The 20,158-nt window shown below is 51.8% G+C and carries 12 protein-coding genes; 7 read left to right on the plus strand and 5 right to left on the minus strand.

Features of this window, described 5'->3' with window-relative positions; translation table 11 throughout:
- Positions 1-36: 36 nt before the first annotated feature.
- The 4 genes from rpoC (at position 37) to rpsG (ending at position 5,987) form a co-directional block, all read left to right on the plus strand.
- On the plus strand, positions 37-4,365 hold the full coding sequence (rpoC, locus tag FH871_RS19575; RefSeq protein ID WP_138993073.1) for a DNA-directed RNA polymerase subunit beta': 4,329 nt from the start codon (positions 37-39) through the stop codon (positions 4,363-4,365).
- Between the two features lie 214 nt (positions 4,366-4,579).
- Complete coding sequence (locus FH871_RS19580) at positions 4,580-4,900, plus strand: DUF3467 domain-containing protein (RefSeq protein WP_114406410.1); 321 nt, start codon at positions 4,580-4,582, stop codon at positions 4,898-4,900.
- Positions 4,901-5,021: 121 nt separating this feature from the next.
- A complete protein-coding gene (gene rpsL, locus FH871_RS19585; protein ID WP_114406409.1) occupies positions 5,022-5,444 on the plus strand; it encodes a 30S ribosomal protein S12 in 423 nt (140 codons plus the stop codon).
- Between the two features lie 75 nt (positions 5,445-5,519).
- Positions 5,520-5,987: a 30S ribosomal protein S7 gene (rpsG, locus tag FH871_RS19590; RefSeq protein ID WP_114406408.1), complete on the plus strand. Its 468-nt coding sequence runs from the start codon at positions 5,520-5,522 to the stop codon at positions 5,985-5,987.
- A gap of 52 nt (positions 5,988-6,039) precedes the next feature.
- Here rpsG and FH871_RS19595 read toward each other — a convergent pair whose 3' ends face one another.
- On the minus strand, positions 6,040-8,721 hold the full coding sequence (locus FH871_RS19595; RefSeq protein ID WP_171062890.1) for a triple tyrosine motif-containing protein: 2,682 nt from the start codon (positions 8,719-8,721) through the stop codon (positions 6,040-6,042).
- A gap of 312 nt (positions 8,722-9,033) precedes the next feature.
- Between FH871_RS19595 and FH871_RS19600 the strand changes: the two genes are divergently transcribed.
- From FH871_RS19600 to FH871_RS19610, 3 genes are read left to right on the plus strand one after another with little or no spacing between them, the layout of a single operon-like run.
- Positions 9,034-12,006, plus strand: a complete 2,973-nt coding sequence (locus FH871_RS19600; protein WP_138993075.1) for a TonB-dependent receptor — start codon at positions 9,034-9,036, stop codon at positions 12,004-12,006.
- Positions 12,007-12,025: 19 nt separating this feature from the next.
- Entirely contained in the window at positions 12,026-13,504 is a 1,479-nt protein-coding gene (locus tag FH871_RS19605; RefSeq protein ID WP_138993076.1) for a RagB/SusD family nutrient uptake outer membrane protein, read from the plus strand.
- A 55-nt stretch (positions 13,505-13,559) separates the two neighbouring features.
- Complete coding sequence (locus FH871_RS19610) at positions 13,560-15,167, plus strand: glucoamylase family protein (RefSeq protein WP_138993077.1); 1,608 nt, start codon at positions 13,560-13,562, stop codon at positions 15,165-15,167.
- Between the two features lie 40 nt (positions 15,168-15,207).
- Here FH871_RS19610 and FH871_RS33200 read toward each other — a convergent pair whose 3' ends face one another.
- From FH871_RS33200 to FH871_RS19625, 4 genes are all read right to left on the minus strand, one after another.
- A complete protein-coding gene (locus FH871_RS33200) occupies positions 15,208-15,357 on the minus strand; it encodes a DUF5989 family protein (protein WP_171062891.1) in 150 nt (49 codons plus the stop codon).
- 7 nt (positions 15,358-15,364) lie between these two features.
- Entirely contained in the window at positions 15,365-17,269 is a 1,905-nt protein-coding gene (locus tag FH871_RS19615) for a hypothetical protein (RefSeq protein WP_212768248.1), read from the minus strand.
- 12 nt (positions 17,270-17,281) lie between these two features.
- Positions 17,282-18,514, minus strand: a complete 1,233-nt coding sequence (locus FH871_RS19620; RefSeq protein ID WP_138993078.1) for a metallophosphoesterase family protein — start codon at positions 18,512-18,514, stop codon at positions 17,282-17,284.
- A gap of 260 nt (positions 18,515-18,774) precedes the next feature.
- Complete coding sequence (locus FH871_RS19625) at positions 18,775-20,145, minus strand: enolase C-terminal domain-like protein (RefSeq protein WP_229317402.1); 1,371 nt, start codon at positions 20,143-20,145, stop codon at positions 18,775-18,777.
- Between the last annotated feature and the right edge of the window lie 13 nt (positions 20,146-20,158).

Here is a 20,158-nt window from a genome sequence, read left to right on the forward strand (position 1 = left end):
CTAGTGGTGGTTAGCTTTTAAAAAATCCATACAAGTATGTCCTTTAAGAAGAACAAAAAACTCAACAGCGACTTTTCCAGGGTGCTGATAAGCCTGGCTTCGCCTGAGTCCATTTTGGAGAGTTCGTACGGGGAAGTGACCCAACCTGAAACGATCAACTACCGGACTTACAAGCCTGAGATGGGCGGTTTGTTCTGTGAGCGGATCTTCGGGCCGGTCAAAGACTGGGAATGCCATTGCGGGAAGTACAAACGGATTCGCTACAAGGGCATTATTTGCGATCGCTGTGGGGTGGAAGTAACGGAGAAAAAAGTGCGCCGGGAACGGATGGGACACATCGAACTGGTGGTTCCGGTGGCTCACATCTGGTACTTCCGGAGTCTTCCGAATAAAATTGGATACCTGCTCGGTCTTTCTACCAAGAAGCTCGATCAGATTATCTATTATGAACGGTACGTTGTCGTTCAAACCGGTATCAAAGGGGAAGACGGTATTCAGGAACTTGACTTCTTGACAGAAGACGAATACCTGGATATTGTTGATAAACTGCCGAGTGGCAACCAGCTTTTGCCGGATTCTGATCCACAGAAGTTTATTGCTAAAATGGGGGCTGAAGCCCTCGAAATGCTGCTGTCACGGGTGAAGTTGGACGAACTGTCGTACAACCTGCGCCACGCTGCGGCAACAGATACATCGCAACAACGGAAAGCAGAAGCCCTGAAGCGACTGAAAGTCGTTGAAGCCTTCCGGGATGCCAACACCCGCGTTGAAAACCGCCCCGAGTGGATGGTGATTCGCATGGTGCCGGTGATTCCGCCGGAATTGCGTCCGCTGGTGCCTTTGGATGGTGGTCGTTTTGCTACGTCTGACTTGAACGACCTATACCGCCGGGTGATTATCCGGAACAACCGTCTGAAGCGTCTGATCGAAATCAAGGCGCCGGAGGTGATTCTGCGGAACGAAAAGCGGATGTTGCAGGAAGCAGTCGACTCCTTGTTCGACAACTCCCGGAAAGTCAATGCGGTTCGTTCAGAAGGAAACCGGGCGCTGAAGTCGCTGTCGGACATGCTGAAAGGAAAGCAGGGTCGTTTCCGTCAGAACTTGCTCGGTAAGCGGGTCGATTATTCGGGTCGTTCAGTAATCGTCGTTGGACCAGAACTGAAACTGCACGAATGCGGTCTGCCGAAAGACATGGCGGCTGAACTCTTCAAACCGTTTATTATTCGGAAACTGATCGAGCGCGGTATTGTAAAAACCGTAAAATCAGCGAAGAAAATTGTTGACCGGAAAGATCCGATTATCTGGGACATTCTGGAAAACGTATTGAAAGGTCACCCCGTTCTGTTGAACCGGGCTCCAACGCTGCACCGCCTGGGTATTCAGGCTTTCCAGCCGAAACTGATTGAAGGAAAAGCAATCCAGTTGCACCCACTCGTCTGTACGGCTTTCAATGCTGACTTTGACGGTGACCAGATGGCCGTTCACGTTCCGCTGGGACAGGAAGCCATTCTGGAAGCTTCGATGCTGATGCTGGCGTCGCACAACATTCTGAACCCGGCCAACGGCGCGCCCATTACGGTACCGTCGCAGGACATGGTTTTGGGTTTATACTATGTGACGAAAGGCCGCAAGAGCACGCCCGAATATCCGATCATCGGCGAAGGCATGACGTTCTACGGGGCGGAAGAGGTGATTATTGCCATCAACGAAGGCAAAGTCTCGAAGCACGCCAATGTGAATGTCCGGACGAAAGTTCGGAATGAAAAAGGCGAGCTGGAAACGAAAATTATCGATACCGTAGCCGGTCGGGTGTTGTTCAACCAGTCTGTGCCGGAAGAAGTGGGTTATATCAATGAACTGCTGACGAAGAAAAAACTGCAGCAGATCATTTCGTATATCTTCAAGATTTCAGGTGGTTCGAAAACCGCTCAGTTCCTGGACGATATTAAAGAACTCGGTTTCCAGATGGCCTTCAAAGGCGGTTTGTCGATCGGTTTGAGCGACGTGAAGGTTCCTGATGCGAAGGAAAAACTGATTGGTGAAGCCAAACAGGAGGTTGAGTCGGTCTGGAACAACTACCTGATGGGTCTGATTACGGAAAACGAACGGTACAACCAGGTGATCGACATCTGGACGCGCGTCAACAGCCGGATCACCGAAACCCTGATGAAGCAGCTGGAAGCTGATCAGCAAGGATTCAACTCGATCTTTATGATGATGCACTCCGGCGCCCGGGGTTCACGCGAACAGATTCGTCAGTTGGGCGGTATGCGGGGTTTGATGGCCAAGCCACAGAAGAACCTGCAAGGTTCAGTCGGTGAAATCATCGAAAACCCGATCCTGTCGAACTTTAAAGAAGGTCTGGACGTACTCGAGTACTTTATCTCGACGCACGGTGCGCGGAAAGGTTTGGCTGACACCGCTTTGAAAACAGCGGATGCCGGTTACCTGACCCGTCGTTTGCACGACGTTGCGCAGGATGTGATTATCACGGAAGACGATTGCGGTACGCTGCGCGGTCTCCAGATTTCGGCTTTGAAAGACAACGAGGACATCGTTGAGCCATTGTCAGAGCGGATTTTGGGTCGGGTTACGGTACACGATGTTTATAACCCGTTGACGAAAGAACTGATTGTGGCGGGTGGTAGCGAAATCAACGAAGAAATCGCGGCTGCTATCGACGAAACCAGTATCGAAACCGTTGAAATCCGGTCGGTGTTGACGTGCGAAGCCAAGAAAGGCGTTTGCGCGAAATGCTACGGTCGCAACCTGGCAACGGGTCGCATGGTCGACATTGGTGAAGCGGTTGGTGTCATTGCCTCGCAGTCCATCGGGGAACCAGGTACGCAGTTGACGCTTCGGACCTTCCACGTTGGGGGTACGGCTTCAAACATCGCAGTCGATGCGTCCATCCGGGCGAAATTCGACGGGATGGTTCAGTTTGAAGAAATGCGGACTGTTGAATCGGTCGATAACGAAGGAAACCCGATTACGGTCGTGATGGGTCGTTCCGGTGAAGTGAAAATTGTCGATCCGGCTAATCCGAATCTGGTGTTGATCAGCAATAACGTGCCTTATGGTGCTTTCATGCGGGTTAAAGAAAACCAACTGGTGAAGAAGGGAGACGAACTTTGCGCCTGGGATCCATACAACGCCGTTATCTTGTCCGAAATAACCGGTAAACTGGAATTCGAAGCCATCGAAGAAGCCATTACCTATCGCGAAGAGTTTGACGAACAAACGGGCTTCCAGGAAATGGTGATCATCGAAAGTCGGGATAAGACCAAAAACCCGGCAATCATGGTGAAAGGAACCAGTATTTTGCTGGAAGATACGACCGAGAAAAGCTATAACCTGCCGGTTAGTGCCCGTCTGGTTGTGAAAAACGGTCAGTCGATCAAAGCCGGTCAGCCGGTGGCGAAAATTCCGCGTAACGTCGGTAAAACCCGCGACATCACGGGTGGTCTGCCCCGGGTAACGGAATTGTTCGAAGCGCGTAACCCGTCGAACCCGGCGGTTGTGAGCGAGATCGACGGTGTTGTTACCTACGGTACGATCAAACGCGGTAACCGCGAAATCTATATCGAGTCGAAAGACGGAACGAAGAAAAAATACTTGGTGCCGTTGTCGAAACACATTCTGGTGCAGGACAATGACTTCGTTCGGGCGGGCGATCCGCTGTCGGATGGTGCCATTACGCCGTCGGATATTCTGTCGATCAAAGGGCCAACCGCGGTTCAGGAATACCTGGTGAATGAAATTCAGGAGGTATACCGCCTGCAGGGTGTGAAGATCAACGATAAGCACATCGAAGCGATCGTTCGTCAGATGATGCAGAAAGTGGAAATCATGGACGCTGGTGACACGATCTTCCTGGATATGCAATCGGTTGACAAATGGAGCTTCCGGACCGAAAATGACAAAATCATGAACATGAAAGTTGTCATGGATCCGGGTGATTCTGAAACCCTGAAAGCCGGTCAGATCATTTCCGTACGTCGTCTGCGCGATGAGAATTCGAGCCTGAAACGTCGGGATCTGAAACTGGTCGATGTTCGCGATGCCATGCCGGCGGTTTCACAACCGACCCTGCAGGGGATCACACAGGCGTCGTTGGGTACGGAAAGCTTCCTGTCGGCTGCTTCGTTCCAGGAAACGACCAAAGTGTTGAGCGAAGCGTCGATCCGTGGAAAAGCCGATTACCTCGAAGGCTTGAAGGAAAACGTGTTGGTGGGTCACCTAATCCCGGCTGGTACGGGAACCCGGCGGTATGCCAACATCATTGTCAATTCGAAAGAAGAATACGAATCGTTCGTTGAAACGCGTGAGAAATTTACGCGCAGCAAAAAACGCGAGACGGTTTAGTTTCGATCCATATGTGAAAGGTAAACAGGGTCAGGCCATTCGGTCTGGCCCTGTTTTTGTATAGATCAATGCCGACTCAATCCAGAATCACACGCAATCTGATACCGCATAGTCAATAAGTTGTTGGTCAGGTGGATAAAAAATACCCACAGTTTTTTTGAACTACGAAAAACCGCAGAGAGTTCTTTATCTTTGATTCTTACACCGAATGACTATGGAAAACCAGTTACCTGATCAGGACGCACAGATCAACATCGAATTAACGGAAGAAATTGCAGAAGGAATCTACGCCAATCTCGCCATGATTGCTCACTCCAACAGTGAGTTCATCATCGATTTCATTCGTCTGATGCCCGGTATTCCCAAAGCCAAGGTAAAGTCCCGGATCATTCTGACCCCCGAACATGCCAAGCGGTTATTGACGGCGCTGAAAGATAACATCCGGAAATTTGAAGATACCTACGGCGATATCAACGGGGCAGAGGACGCGTTTCGGTTTCCGACCCAGTTTGGCGGCCCGATCGGCGAAGCCTAATCCGGTAATGGACAAGAAATTACTGAAATTAATTCGCCAGTCACTTTGGTTTTCCAGCCGATTTAGCTAATTTTGCACTCCTATTTTTCCAGAGGACTGTAGTAATACCAATTCTGATACAATGCCTACGATACAACAATTAGTACGCAAGGGCCGTGAAAAGCTGACTTTTAAATCAAAGTCGCCGGCATTGGACTCTTGCCCACAACGCCGTGGTGTGTGTACGCGTGTGTACACAACCACCCCCAAAAAGCCAAACTCGGCTTTGCGTAAAGTAGCCCGTGTGCGTCTGTCACATGGCAAAGAAGTTAACGCCTATATTCCGGGCGAAGGCCACAACCTGCAGGAGCACTCGATTGTGCTGGTACGGGGTGGTCGGGTGAAAGACCTTCCGGGTGTGCGTTATCACATCGTTCGTGGAGCACTTGATACGGCTGGCGTAAGCGGTCGGAAACAAGCCCGCTCGAAATACGGTACGAAACGTCCGAAACCAGGTCAGGTCGCTGCACCGACGAAGGGAGCTCCCGCTAAAAAGAAAAAATAATAGCTCCCGGATTTAATTGACTGAGCGTTGCCAAAGATGCACAACGTTTAGAGTAAGATTTATCATCTGAAGATCATGAGAAAAGCAAAACCAAAGAAAAGATACGTTTTACCCGATCCTAAATACAAGGAGACGCTGGTAACGAAATTTGTCAATAACCTCATGTACGAAGGTAAAAAGAGCCTTTCGTACTCCATTTTCTACGACGCACTGGCGCTGGTTGAGAAAAAAACCAACGACAACGGCTTAGACGTTTGGAAAAAGGCGTTGAACAACGTAATGCCTTCAGTTGAGGTGAAAAGCCGCCGGGTAGGTGGTGCCACATTCCAGGTTCCGACGGAAGTACGTCCTGATCGTAAAGTATCAGTAGGCATGAAATGGCTGATCAAGTATGCCCGTTCACGTGGTGAAAAAACCATGGTCGATCGTTTGGCAGCGGAAATCGTAGCAGCAGCAAAAGGTGAAGGCGCTGCCGTCAAGAAAAAGGATGACACCCACCGGATGGCCGAAGCCAACAAGGCATTCTCCCACTTCCGGTTCTAATCCGAACCAGATTCGTATTGAAAAAGCCTCCCATTCGGGAGGCTTTTTTCGTTTAAAAGGCCATCATAAACTCGTTCAGGTTCGCTTCCTGCGGGAGGTTCAATCGTTTTCGCAAGCGATACCGTTTCAGTTCGACACTCCGGACGGTGATGTTGAGCAATTTAGCCACTTCCTTGCTGGACAGATTCATCCGAAGATAAGCCGCCAGCCGCATGTCGTCGGGTGTCAAACCGTCATACTGGCTCAATAACCGCTTGAAGAACTGTTCGTGAACTTTGTTGAAGTTCTTCTCAAAAACCTTCCAGTCGTGCCGACTGGAAATATTGGAATCGATCAGTTTGACGAGCTGGTTGATGTGTCCCGTTGCCTGATCGATGGTTTGCCGTTGCTGTACCTCCTCTTTCAGCTTTTCAACTTCTCCTTTTAATTTGAGCAACAGGTCATTTTTGTGAATCAGATTCATGGTGGTGTTGGCCAACTCCTCCGATTTGCCGATGACGTCCTGCTCCAGCTTTTCTTTCTGCACCTGCATCAGTTGCTGCCGGTGCTTTTCCTGTTCCCGGGTCAGTTTTTCCTCCATTTGCTGCCGGACTTTGGTCTGATGAGCCGCCACCTGTCGCCGGTGAACGTAGAAGCTTCCACCAATCAAACCACATCCAATCAGAAAGTAAGTCAGATAAGCCCAAGCGCTCTGGTACCAGGGCGGCAAAATCTCAAACGGAAACGAAGTAACGGAACCGTCCGAGGTAGAACGCACCTGAAATTCGTAGGTACCCGGCCTCAGACTGGCATACTCTTTTTCGGCCATTGGGCTGAAATCTGACCAGTCCTCATCCAATCCGGCCAGACGGTAGCTGAATAAAGGTTCCTGAATGGATTCGGGCTGACTAAACTGGAAGATCAGGTGATTTTCGTTGGCTTTCAAAACCGGTGAAAAGGAGGGCAATAGAGAGGCACTACGAAAGGTAAAATACCGGCTGTTAGTTCCATTCAGAACGGCCAACTGCCGGATCAAGGGCTTGCTGTTTAGTTGTTGATTACTTACCGTTGATAACTCCTGCCGGGGCAAAAGCGCATACCCTTTCTCGAAGCAGAGCAGGTAATACACCGAATCCAGCGGGACAATGTTCTCATAATCGTCCATCCAGGCAAAATGGCTAATGGAAAACTCCGCTTTCAAGCCATCCGGGTTGGCAACCAGGAGACTGCCATCCTGCCGTAAGAAGAGTTGTTCATCTTTCCAGCCACCAAAAATTCGCCGGATCGTTCCTGAAACCCCAAACTGCTCTTTCAAACCGGCCTCTTTGGAGTAGGAAGCCACCCAGTTGAGGTGACTTATTTTTCGTAAATCCGCTGATAATTGAACCGAATACACGCCATTATGGGCGTGACGCAGCCAGATTTGTCCCTCCGCATCTTCCCAAACCTCCCGAATCGGTTCGCTAAACCCTGCGATCGAATGACTGAATTGCCATTTGCCATCCGGAGCACGGCGATAAACACACAAGCCGGTGTACGTTCCCTGTAGCGCAAAACCGGGTCGTGAAGACAAGGCTTGTAAACTCCAGCCACCAGTCTGCTTAAAGAGGGCTTCCCAACCTCCGGAAGGTGTTATTCGGAACGTACCGGCATTGTGGCCACAAAGCAATTGCCCGTCGAGTACGGTCAAATCCCAGACCTGCCCCTGCGAGCCCTCCACCAGATGATAAACCGGTAAACCGGATGTGGGGAAATCGCACCAGTAAACACCATGATTGGTGCCTAAGTACAGCTTTTTATGGTGAAGAACTGCATCATACGGCGTTCCTAACTGACCGTTTGGATCAGTGAAATATTTCAGCGGGTAACTAAAGGCAATGGCATCGATGCCGTCATCGAGTCCGGCCCAGACGTTTCCTTTGAGATCGAGGGCCAGCGAGAGGACGGTGTTGTTTTGCAGCCCCTCCCGCTGATTGACGGAATACAAAATGGCACCGGTGGTATCGGTTATAATCATCCCATTGAGAATGGTACCGAAAGCATACCGGCCATCCGACAACGCCAGTCCTTTATTGCATTGATACCGCTGCAAAAACTGGCTGGCGGGGTGATTCGATCGCGAAAGCTGTCCGTTTTCGTAAAGGAATAAACCGTGATCGCGGGTGCCGATCAGCAGCCCTCTCTGCCCGTACGGGAGGATCGCATGAACGGCAGTAGAACCCAATGGCTCCGTATTGGGAAGGGAAACGAATTTCCCGTTCACCAGTTCATACAAACCGTTTCCGATGGATTGAAGATAATAACGGTCACGAACTCCGTAGAGAAAAAGCACATTGCCCGGTAAACGCACTTCTGAAACCCGCCCATTACGGTATAAAAAACCAGTGGAGAAAGACTGGAAAAATACGAAGTCCGCGCCAGTGACAATATTCCAGATTTCCTCTTTCGGGAAAAGCTTGCCGGGGATCAGCCCGCTGAGTGAACGATACTGAAGTATGCCCGCAGCATTAGCCTGCCAATAGCCAATTTCTCCCAAACCGCCGGTATAAATGCGTCCTTTTGGATCGATAGCAACCGACCGAACAATCTGCCGTTTCGGCAATCGATGGGTTTGCCAACGTGTTCCGTCGTATTCCAGCAAGCCCTTGGAGTTAGCGGCATACAGGAAACCGGTAACCTTATCCTGACAAAGCGACCAGTTTTGATTGTAGGCCTGATATTCCTGTTTCGGAAAATTTCGGATGTAAGGGGCCAAGAACAAATTCCAGGAAGTAGGGGCCGCCATCAAATTGGGCACTAGAAGTAACCAGATTGGAAAGTAGATAGACCTCTTTATTCGTTGAAAACGCCTAAACATGATGGGTGCGCACAGGTAATGTAAAAAATTATTAAAAATGCAAATTGTTCATTTACAGTGTTTTATTATGTATCAATAGGCCATTTTTGAGAACAAAACTATATTTATAGTTAAAATGATGTAGTAGTGATGTACTCACTTCTAACATAATCTGGTTACAGTTCGTTTACCTTTGAGCTAAGAATAAGCAAACAATTTATCAGAAAAATTATGGAGAGGGGTTTACTCGGTTTAATTATACTCTTGCTGTTCTCCGCCACGGCCTGGGCGCAGCAACGAGTCAACGGGAAAGTGACAGCGATCGACGGTTCGGTATTACCGGGCGTCAGTGTTCAGATCAAGAATACAACGAAAGGAGCCAATACCGACGCCAATGGGCAGTACAGCATGGAGGCTAATCAAGGGGATGTGCTGGTTTTCAGTTTTATTGGCATGAAGCCGACTGAACGCACGGTGAACGGCCCAACTGTAGACGCACAGTTAGAAGAAGATGTAACTACGCTGACCGAAGTGGTAGCGGTCGGATACGGTGTGCAGCGGAAGGCGGATGTGACCGGGTCTATTTCCACCGTGAAAGCCCAGGATATTGCCAGCCGTCCGGTAGCCAATGCGACGCAGGCCTTGCAGGGCAAAGCGGCCGGAGTGTTGATTACCACCAACCAGGGACTGCCGGGCGCAGCACCGAACGTCCGGATTCGGGGGGTTGGCACAGTGGGAAACAGCAATCCGCTGTATGTGGTCGATGGGATGTTTGTCGATGACATCCGGTTTTTGAATCCCTCCGACATTCAAACCATCGATGTGCTAAAAGATGCGTCCTCGCTGGCCATTTACGGGGTTCGGGGCGCGAATGGAGTGGTTTTGGTAACGACGAAAAGCGGTAAATCCGGTCGTACCGTGTTCAATTACGAAGGCTTTGGCGGGGTGACGCAGCTTAGTAAAAAGCTCGATATGACCAATGCCAGCGAGTTTGCCACGCTGGTGAACGAAGTGGCCGTCAGTGAAGGCGGGGCCATTAAGTTTCCGAATCCGAATTCATTGGGTGCCGGAACGGACTGGTTCGATTATATTTTCCGCAACGGCAGTGTCCAGAGTCACCAGATTACGGCTTCGGGCGGCAACGAGCGGGTCACCTTCAACGTCAGTGGCAGCTATTACGACGAAAAGGGAATTGTTGACAAATCGGCGTATAACCGCCTGACTTTCCGGTTAAACAATACCTACAAACTGACAGGAAATTTCCGGCTTGGGAACAATCTGGCGTTCTCACGGGCGCAGTCCAATAACATCCCGGGGGGGATTGTTCAAACGGCTTACAATGCCGACCCGACCATCACGCCGGTCAATGCCGACGGCACCTACGGTTTTTCGAGCGTTAGCACGGTAGCGAATCCGGCAGCCGTATTGGCGTATCAAACCGACGACATTGCCAAAAGCGGCCAACTAGTTGGAAATATTTACGGCGAACTCGACTTCCTGAAATCGTTTACCGTGCGCTCCAGCTTCGGGGTGGATTTGGGCCTCAACAACAGCAGCGTTTACCTGCCCCAGTATCTGGTGTCGGCCAGTCAGCGGAATGACCAGAGCAAACTGACCCGCGAGTATGGACTCAATACGACCTGGTTGTGGGAAAACACGCTGACATTCAATCGGACGTTCAACAAGATCCACAACGTAAACGTGCTGGTGGGAGCGACGGCGCAGAACAGCCGCGCCGATGTGTTGCAGGGCATCCGTTTTAACGTACCGGGGTATAACAACAACGTAAAATTCCTGTCGCTGGGTAGCACCGTCGGTGCCCAAACAACCGACAATCCCGACAACCGCAGCTATGAATTTACCTACGCATCGTACCTGTTTCGGGTCAATTACAGTTTGCTGGATCGGTATCTACTGACCGTGAGTCTCCGGCGGGATGGTTCGTCGCGCTTTCCGACCGAAAGCCGGTGGGCCACTTTTCCGGCCGTTGGCCTGGGCTGGCGGATCATCGACGAACCCTTCATGATGGACCAGCAGTTGTTCAGCAACCTGAAATTGCGGGTCAGCTACGGCAAGCTGGGGAACACCAACATTCCCAACTATCTGTATTATTCCCGCATCAGCAGTGGACTGAACGCCATTTTTGGATCCGGGCAAACGCTGCAACAGGGCGCCACGCTCCAAAGCACCAACACATCGAACCTGCTCTGGGAAACCGTTACCCAAACGGATATTGGCCTGGAAATGGGATTCCTGAATAACCGGCTGACGGCTGAAATCGATTACTACAACCGGAATACCTCCGACATGATCCTGAATGTCAACATCGGGAATGGCCGTCAGGTGCAGGCCAATGCCGCCAGTGCTTACAACCGGGGTTTTGAATTCACGACGGGCTGGAATGATACCGCGGGCGACTTGAAGTACAGCCTGAATGCCAATCTCACCACGGTGCAGAACGAAGTAACGAATCTGGGCAATGGTGGTATTCCGATCATTGGCGGTAGCCTCGGCAACGGTCGGACGGCTACGCTGACGGATGTCGGACGACCCATCGGTTCCTTCTTCGGTTATAACAGAGTGGGCATTTTCCAGACGGCGGACGAAGTACGGGGCAGCGCCCAACCGAATGCCAAACCGGGTGATTTGCGGTATGAGGATATTAACGGGGATGGCGTAATCAATGGCGATGACCGCGTTTACCTGGGAACACCAATTCCGAAAATGTTCTGGGGCTTCAACACCAACTTTGCCTTTAAAGGCATCGATCTGGGGGTCGATTTGCAGGGTACCCACGGCAATAAAATTTACAATGGTCGGCGGGCGGTGCGTTTCGGCAACGAAAACTACGAACGGATCGCCCTGGAACGCTGGACGGCCCAAAATCCATCGACGACCCAGCCGCGCCTGACCAACGGCGGACCCAACTACGATGTATCGAATTACTTCATCGAAAGCGGTTCCTTCGTCCGGATTCGGAACATTCAGATTGGCTACACCCTGCCGTCGACCTTGCTGCGCTCGCTGGGTGTGCGTTCCATCCGGGCGTACGTCAATGCCCTGAACCCGGTTACGTTCACCAATTACTCGGGTTTCTCACCGGAAGTAGGCGGTAATGATGCCAGCACCCTGAGTCGCGGGGTTGACCTGGACGTTGTACCGGTCTATCGCACGACGACGGTTGGTTTACAAATTGGATTTTAATTTTTAACGGGCAAGAATCATGATTTCCATATCGAAACAATTTTTGAGAATTGCGCTGGCGGGTTCCCTCATGCTGACGGGACAGGCGTGTAGTGAAGAATTCCTGGACAGAAAACCGCAGGGCGAACTGATTACCGAAGATTTTTTCAACAGCCAGGAAGGCGCTGTGCAGGCTACCAATGCCATTTACTGGCAACTTCGCCAGTGGCCAACCCACGTTTTTGCATTCATCGCTATTTCCAGCATGACGTCGGATGATGCTGATAAAGGGAGCGAACCGGGCGACGCGAGTTTCCTGAGCGAATTCGATCTGTTTACCGTTACGTCGACTAACGGCGGTTTGAACGATTTCTGGAGCGGTCAATATCTGGGTATTGCCAAAGCCAATCAGGTGATTGAGCGGGTTCCGGCCATCGAAATGGATGAAACGCTCAAGGCGCGGCTGATTGCGGAAGCCAAAATGTTACGGGCTTACTTTTACTTCAATCTGGTACGGACCTTCGGTGGTGTTCCGCTGATTACGCAGTTGCAGGACGACGATGCGCCAGCCGTGCCGCGTGCCAGCCGTCAGGACATTTACCAGCAGATTGAAAAGGATTTGAATGACGCAATCACGGTTTTACCGGAAAAATCGGAATACGCAGCCACTGAACTGGGTCGGGTCACCAAAGGAGCTGCGAAAGGGTGGCTGGCGAAGGTTTCGATGTATCAGGGAAAGTGGAGTGAAGTGCTCCGGCTGACGAATGAAATCATGCAATCGGGACAGTATGACCTCAAAACGCCTTACGAAGTGATCTTCACCGAAGCCGGTGAGAACACCTCCGAGTCGCTGTTTGAAGTACAGAATGCGGCCTTGCCCCAGGGCGGAGGAGGGTCGCAGTATGCCGAGGTTCAGAGCGTCCGGGGGCAGTTTGGCTGGGGTTTCAATGTGCCATCCGAAGATCTGGTGAAAGCCTATGAAACCGGTGATCCGCGAAAAGCGGCTACGATTATCGAGCGGGGCGAAACGATGCCCGATGGGGTCGTTATCATCCAGAATGCGACGAATCCGTACTACAACCAAAAGGCGTACGTGGCGCAGAACGAAACCCGATCGCCCAACGGTATGGGGGATTCCAACAAGAACATTCGCTTGCTGCGGTATGCCGACATTGTGTTGATGAACGCCGAAGCGGCTAACGAACTGGGGCAGTCACAACAGGCCGTAACGTCGCTGAATGCGGTTCGGGCGCGGGCGCGGGGCAGCAATGCCGCCCTGTTGCCGAATGTCGTTTTTGCCAGTAAAGAACAACTGAAAACCACAATCTGGAAAGAACGCCGGGTGGAACTGGCCATGGAACACGACCGCTTCTGGGATCTGGTACGGCAGGGCCGGGACGGCTCGGTCTTGCGGGCGCTCAACAAGCAATTTGTCGACGGCAAGAGCGAATTGATGCCCATTCCACAGCCGCAAATCGACGCCAGCGGGGGCGTATTAACCCAGAATCCCGGTTATTAATTTATTGATGATGGGAACGCGGCCCGGCCGCGTTCCCATCCAGTATAGCCCAAGCATGAGAATCGTAAAACTACTCCTTTTCTTTTCCCCGATTCTGGGCTGGTTGACCACCTGCTCGGCGCAGTCTGTGAAAGAAGCCATTCATCCCGTTGCCAACGAATACAGCGAGTACCTCGAAACCGTTCAAAAAGCCACGTTCCAGTATTTCTGGGATTTTGCCCACCCGGTTTCCGGCCTGGCTCCCGAACGAACGGCTACACCCAATATCGTCACAACGGGCGGCACCGGTTTTGGAATTATGGCCATCGTCGTAGCCGCCGACCGCCGTTGGATAACCCGCGCCGAGGCCGTGCAGCAATTGCAAAAGATAACCGGTTTTCTGGAAAAAGCCGACCGGTTCCACGGTGCCTGGCCGCACTGGCTCGATGGTAATTCGGGGAAAGTGATTCCTTTTTCGGAGCATGACAATGGTGGTGATTTGGTCGAAACGGCTTTTCTGGTCAACGGCCTGCTGAGCGCCCGGGGGTATTTCGATGGGACTGCCGCTGCGGAAAAAGACCTCCGGCAACGAATCGATAAACTCTGGCGGGACGTGGAGTGGGACTGGTACGTTCGCGATGGTAAACTGCTCTGGCATTGGTCGCCCAACCACGAATGGCGCATGAATCATCCCCTGCGCGGCCATGACGAAACCCTGATTACGTATGTGCTGGCGCTCGGTTCGCCGACGCACGCCATCAAACCGGAAGTCTACCAGAATACGTATAAGCAAAGCGACCATTATACCAACGGGCAGACCTATTTTGGCTATAAACTGCCGCTCGGTTTTCCGATGGGCGGACCGCTGTTCTTCACCCATTATTCCTTTCTGAGCCTCGACCCGCGGCTGATGCAGGATGAACAGACCAATTACTGGGAGCAGAACCGGAACCACACGCTCATCAACCGGGCCCACTGCTTGCAACCGCGGCAGGCCATGTTTGGCTACGGGCCGGGCAACTGGGGACTGACCGCCAGTGACGACTACAATTTCTATGACGCCCATTCGCCGACGAACGACAACGGCACCATTAGCCCGACGGCGGCTTTGTCGTCCTTTCCCTACACGCCCTATTATTCGATGCAGGTGTTGCGGAATCTCTACTTGCGGGAAGGAAACCGGTTTTTTGGCCCATACGGTTTTTACGATGCCTACAACAAAGGATTGAACTGGTATTCCAACCAGTATCTGGCCATCGATCAGGGGCCGATCGTGGTTATGATGGAAAATTACCGCTCGGGTTTGCTCTGGAAACTGGGCGAGAAAACGCCGGAACTCTGGACGGGATTGACCAAAATGGGAATCAAAAAACCGGTTTATCCGACGGGTTTCTTCGCCTACGCCCCCGATTTTCGCACGGGTTATATCGACCTCTGGAAACACCCCGACCGGGGCGCGTATGTGCTGGACTTTGCCGTAAAAGGCACTGGGGCCGTTACATTGACGGTTTTTGACGAAGCTGGTCGGGCGGTGCGGAAACTGATCGAGGCTAAAACCTACCCGGAAGGAATGCAGCAATTGACCTTCCAATTTCCGGATGGGAAGTATGAATTTGAGTTGGTGCAGGGCGCGGACAAGCAGCGTGTTAAGATTTCACTTCATCAAAGTGTTGATAATCAATAGGACGGTAACCCTGTCAGGATTGAAGAAACCGCGGACAGGGTTAGAAGAGCGAATAAATGAACGGTGCCAGCGCCGAACCCGTTGTCAAAACCGTCAAGGCACTCAGAAGGAGCAACAGAATCAGCAATGGATAGAGCCAGTACCGCTTGCGGGTGCGCATGAAAAGCCAGAACTCGCGTAGAAATTCCATGGTCGGGTTAGTTTTTGATCGCCTGAAGTTGGGCTTTTAATTGCAGGGCTACAGCATTCCGGGGATCGGTGCGCAGGGATTTTGCCACGTATTTAGCCGCTCCGTCGGCATTGGCAAATTTCAGGTATCCGGCAGCTAGCTGATTGCTCAGTGTTACGTTCGTAGTGTCCGTTAAATACCGGTTTTTGACCGCTACCAGTTGTTCCACAAACATTTGCAATTCGGTCAGGCTGAATTGCGTTTCGTTGTGGGCGGCTGCGTAGCGGAGATAGACCAGGGCTTCGTCGGGCCGATCCAATTTTAGCAGCGTAATAAACAGACTCTGCGCCGTCGGGAAGGTTTGTTCCAAGCCAAAAGCCTTTTTCAGATGCCAAACTGCCTGCGCAGGCTGGTTCTGATTCAGGTATAACTTCCCGGCCTGTGCATAAAAACCGGGTTCATTTGGATATTCCAGCAGCAGAGCTTCCGTGACTTGCAAAACTCCCTGCGGATTGTTCACTTTCCGGTAGTGCGCCAGCAGTCGATCCATCGCGTCGCGCCAGGAAATTTGCTTCACGACCAAAGCCCCCGCCAGTTGTTCTTCCACGGTTTTGGCGCGTTTTTCTTCGGGCGGCATCGGTTCATTAAATGGCCAGCCTTCTTTTAGAATCAGCATTTCAAAAACGCCTTTCAGTGAATCGACGGGCGTAATCGGCATTTGTTGGCGGAGTTGAGACAACGACATCTCGTTTTTCCAGTCGGCGGCAATGAGCCGCCTTTTTTTCAGGGCTTCGTAAAACGCGTCGGACAGCAACGCATAGCCGTACAAATTGGGGTGAACATGTTCCAGCAAGGTCTCGTGTCCCAGAATGCCGTTCGGAGAATACCGTTCAAAAACCGCCCGGGTGTCCACTTCCGTCACGTTCGGGTACTGGGCCGTCAGCTCCTGAATGACCTGATTGATGGCTTGTGGCCCCCGAAACCGCAGCAAATCCAGTTCTTTCGCCTGAACAAAACGGTGTTTTGCGGCCTTAAAGTCGCCTTTTGCATAAGCTTGTTGTGCCTGTTTAAATTGCTCCTGCGCCGATTGAGCGGTATTTCCTGGCGCGCTGATGAACGGTTTTAGGTCCTTTTCGTTACTGACCAGATTGCTGATCAATACCGGAATGTGATGCGCCGAGAAGAGCTGACAGAGCCCGTTCAGGTTGGCTTTAAATTGTTCAATACCCTGGTGATACGCTTCCGATCCGTACGGAATTTGCTGGTTGGCGGCCATGCGTTTCATCAGGTTTTCGCGCAAATCTACGTTTTCACCCGAAACGGTTTTTCGAATACCGCCGAGTATTCGGTTCAGGAGTTGCATCAGCCGGAATTCCCGGAGTTTCAACACCAGACGCACGAGAGCAGGATGATCGCCCAGCGAACTGGTCGAGCCGACGCCCATCGCGCCGTAATATTCGTTGTGGCCGGTATAAATCAAAACCGCATCCGGTTCATAATCAATTAATTGTTTGCTAAATCCGAAAACCGTGTAGGAATTGACGGCCGTCAGCGAAAGGTTGATAATTTCAAAGTTTCGGTTCGGAAAGGTGTGCATCAGCCGGTAGTGCAGCCAGCGGTGGAACGAGCCGTTGTGGAAATACGGATAGCCAATCGTAGTCGATTCACCCAGAATAAAAATCCGGAACGTGCCATCCGCTTTTCGCTGTCGGAAAGGTTCGAAATTGCCAACGGTCGCGTTGGCGGTTTCGGTAAAATACCGCTCCGACGCGTGTTGATTCATGATCAAAAAACCGTTGTGTTGCGGGTCTTCCACAAACAAGCGGTAATCCTGGCCGTACCCGAACAGCCGGAGGAAGCCTTCAGCCAATCCCAGCAGTAGCACGGGCAACAGCACCGCAAGTCCTTTAAACAGCCACAACCGCTTCTTCATCCATCAATCCGGTTACCGTTTGGCCGTCAAATGATAATTCCCAACTTCTTTGCCATCGTCCAGCAACATGCTCAGATGCAGGTCTTTCCGGTCGGCTTTCAGTTTCATGATCGTTCGGGTGCCGTCTTTCGAACCCCCGCCGATGATGATTGGGTAATGGTGCTGATGGGCCACCGGCTCGTGAACCCCGTATTTGTGGGTATGACCGCTGATGCAAAGATCGATCTTGTGTTTGTTGAATAAGGGTGTAAAGACTTTCTGGCAGTGCATCGGGCCGTGCCAGTTGTTGTGGTGAAACGTTGGGATGTGCATGAAAACCACCCGAAATTTGGCTTTTTTGAACGCCGGACTCTGCATCACCTGCTCGACCCAACGCCCCTGTTCCTGCCGGTAGGCGTCAAAATCGACAATTCCCGCGTAAACCGGTTCGCTATCCGGTTTGTCTTCCCCAGTGTCGATCACGGTAAAATGAACCGGCCCCCAGGTATAACTGTAATAGCACTTACCGCCCGGATTGGAAAAATACTGTGGTAATTCGCTGCGGTATTTGCCCCGCGTTTCGTGGTTGCCCCGCACAAAGAGAAACGGAGTTTCTTTGGCAAAACCGGCCGAACAGGGCGTCAGCAGGTGGTCGATGAGCTGTTGCTCGTCGGTCTGGTAATCGAACAGGTCGCCGTTCAGGAACACAAAATCGAACGGGTCATTGCCTTTTAGACCCAACAGGTGCGTAATGGTTTCGGGCCGGTCGTGAACGTCGTTCAGCACCAGACAACTGACCGCATCGGACTGTTCGTTAGGCGTTTTAAAACGCAACAGGCTGCTTTCAATCGTCTGGCCGTAGGTGAGTTTATACGGTTTGAAATCCGTAATTTCTTTGGAATACACCCGGTATTGGTACGTCGTCCCCGGTTTTAAACCCCGGAGCGTAATGCCATTGATCCGGTTGTAGGCGTCGACCAAACCATCCGTCACGCTGTGCGCTTTCTGGCCCAGCGAATCGGTTTCGCCATACTCGACCCAACTGTACGACGGCAGATTGGCGATCCACCGCACCGTCATCGAACCCGGCCCCGCGTATTGCAAATATGGTTCCGTCAGAAAAACGTGCCCTTTGTCTGGATTGGGCGACACCACCTGTGGATTTTTCGTCAGAACCGTTTCGGGCAAAACCGTAGCGAGTGCGCCTAGACCGGTGGCCGATTTCAGGAACGTTCGGCGGTTGGAGGAGTGGTTGGAATTGTTCATAATAGAGGAGACACTCGTTTGACCGTATTCCGTGAGCTACCCCGGAGGGGTTTACTGTTAATAGTCCAACCAGGTAATCGTTTTGAGCCCCGGTAGGGGCGTTCTAATGTCTGTTTTGGAATTTAGAACGCTCCTCCGGAGCTTAAATACTATTCAGGATTTTTGACTATTAACAGTAAACCCCTTCCGGGGTAGCTCGCGGAATACTTTCAAAAGAGGGGTCCTTTCAAAAAGAAATTTGGCCTGTCAACTTACTCTTTTTACGGCCGGATGATGGTGCCGTCAATTTTCCGGACCTGCCAGTTCGATTTCGTGCCGATGGGGTATTTAGCCGCTTCCTTCTCGTTGATGTCGACGCCCAGACCCGGCACTTCGTTGACCGACATATAGCCTTTGTTCATCGTGGGACAACCACTGAAAACCTCTTTCATTTTGTCCGAAAACTGCACCGCTTCCTGAATTCCGAAGTTCCAGACTGCCAGGTCAATGTGCGCATGAGCCGCGTGACCGACCGGCGACACGTCGCCCGGGCCGTGCCAGGCCGTCCGAACGTTGAACCATTCGCCCAGCCGCGCCACTTTCATGGCGGGTGTAATACCGCCGATCTGCGAAACGTGAATCCGGATGAAATCGAACCACTGGTTCACCATCGGCTCTTTGAATTCGTTGATGTTGTTGAACAGCTCACCCATCGCAATCGGCACCGACGTCGCCTGACGCAGTTGCGCAAACCACTTCATGTTTTCGGGCGAAAACGGATCTTCGATGAAAAACGGACGGTATTCTTCCACCTGCTTGATCATGTTGATGGCGTCGATGGGTTGCACCCGCTCGTGGATGTCGTGCAGCAATTCAATTTCGTCACCGCACTGTTTCCGAACGACCTCGAACATTTTCGGAACCGATTTCAGGTACATCCGCTCGTTCATGTAATTGTCGGTGGCACCGCCAAAACCGGCGGCTTTGAAATCGGGCGTTGCCGAATTGGCCCCAACCGCCCCGTAGCCACCCTGCTGAATGCGGATGTACTGAAATCCCTGCTCCATGAATTTTTTCACGCTGTCGGCAGCCGCTTCGGGCGTGTTGCCGCCCGCGTGGGTATAACACGGAATCGCAAACCGCGCTTTTCCGCCCAGCAACTGGTACACCGGCATGTTGGCCCGTTTGCCTTTGATGTCCCACAACGCCTGATCGAGTCCCGAAAGGGCGTTGTTCAGAACCGGGCCGTTGCGCCAGTAGGAGCTGACATAAGCCGCCTGCCACATGTCTTCGATGTTATCCACATCTTTTCCCACACAGAATTCATTCAGGTACGTATTGATGGCGACGATGACCACGGCCGCCCGCTGGGTGAACGTCGCGCAGCCCAAACCGTATAAACCGGGTTCGGTCGTTTCGACTTTGACGACGATGAGGTTGGAACCCTGCGGGGCTGTGGCGATGGCTTTCACCGATTTGATTTTGACCGGCGCCATCGCTTTGGCGTAGGAAGGTGTGCCTTGCCGTTCGCGGGCTTCGGCGGTCGACATTCCCCCAAACAAGCCCAGCAAACCGGCTGAGGAACCGAAACCTATTTTTTTCAACGTCTCGCGACGGCTGTTCATTTCGGCGAAGTTTTCGTTTTTTTCCATGGGTACAGATAAG

Source organism: Larkinella sp. C7 (assembly GCF_006149005.1).
In the GTDB taxonomy this organism is placed as follows: Bacteria; Bacteroidota; Bacteroidia; order Cytophagales; family Spirosomataceae; genus Larkinella.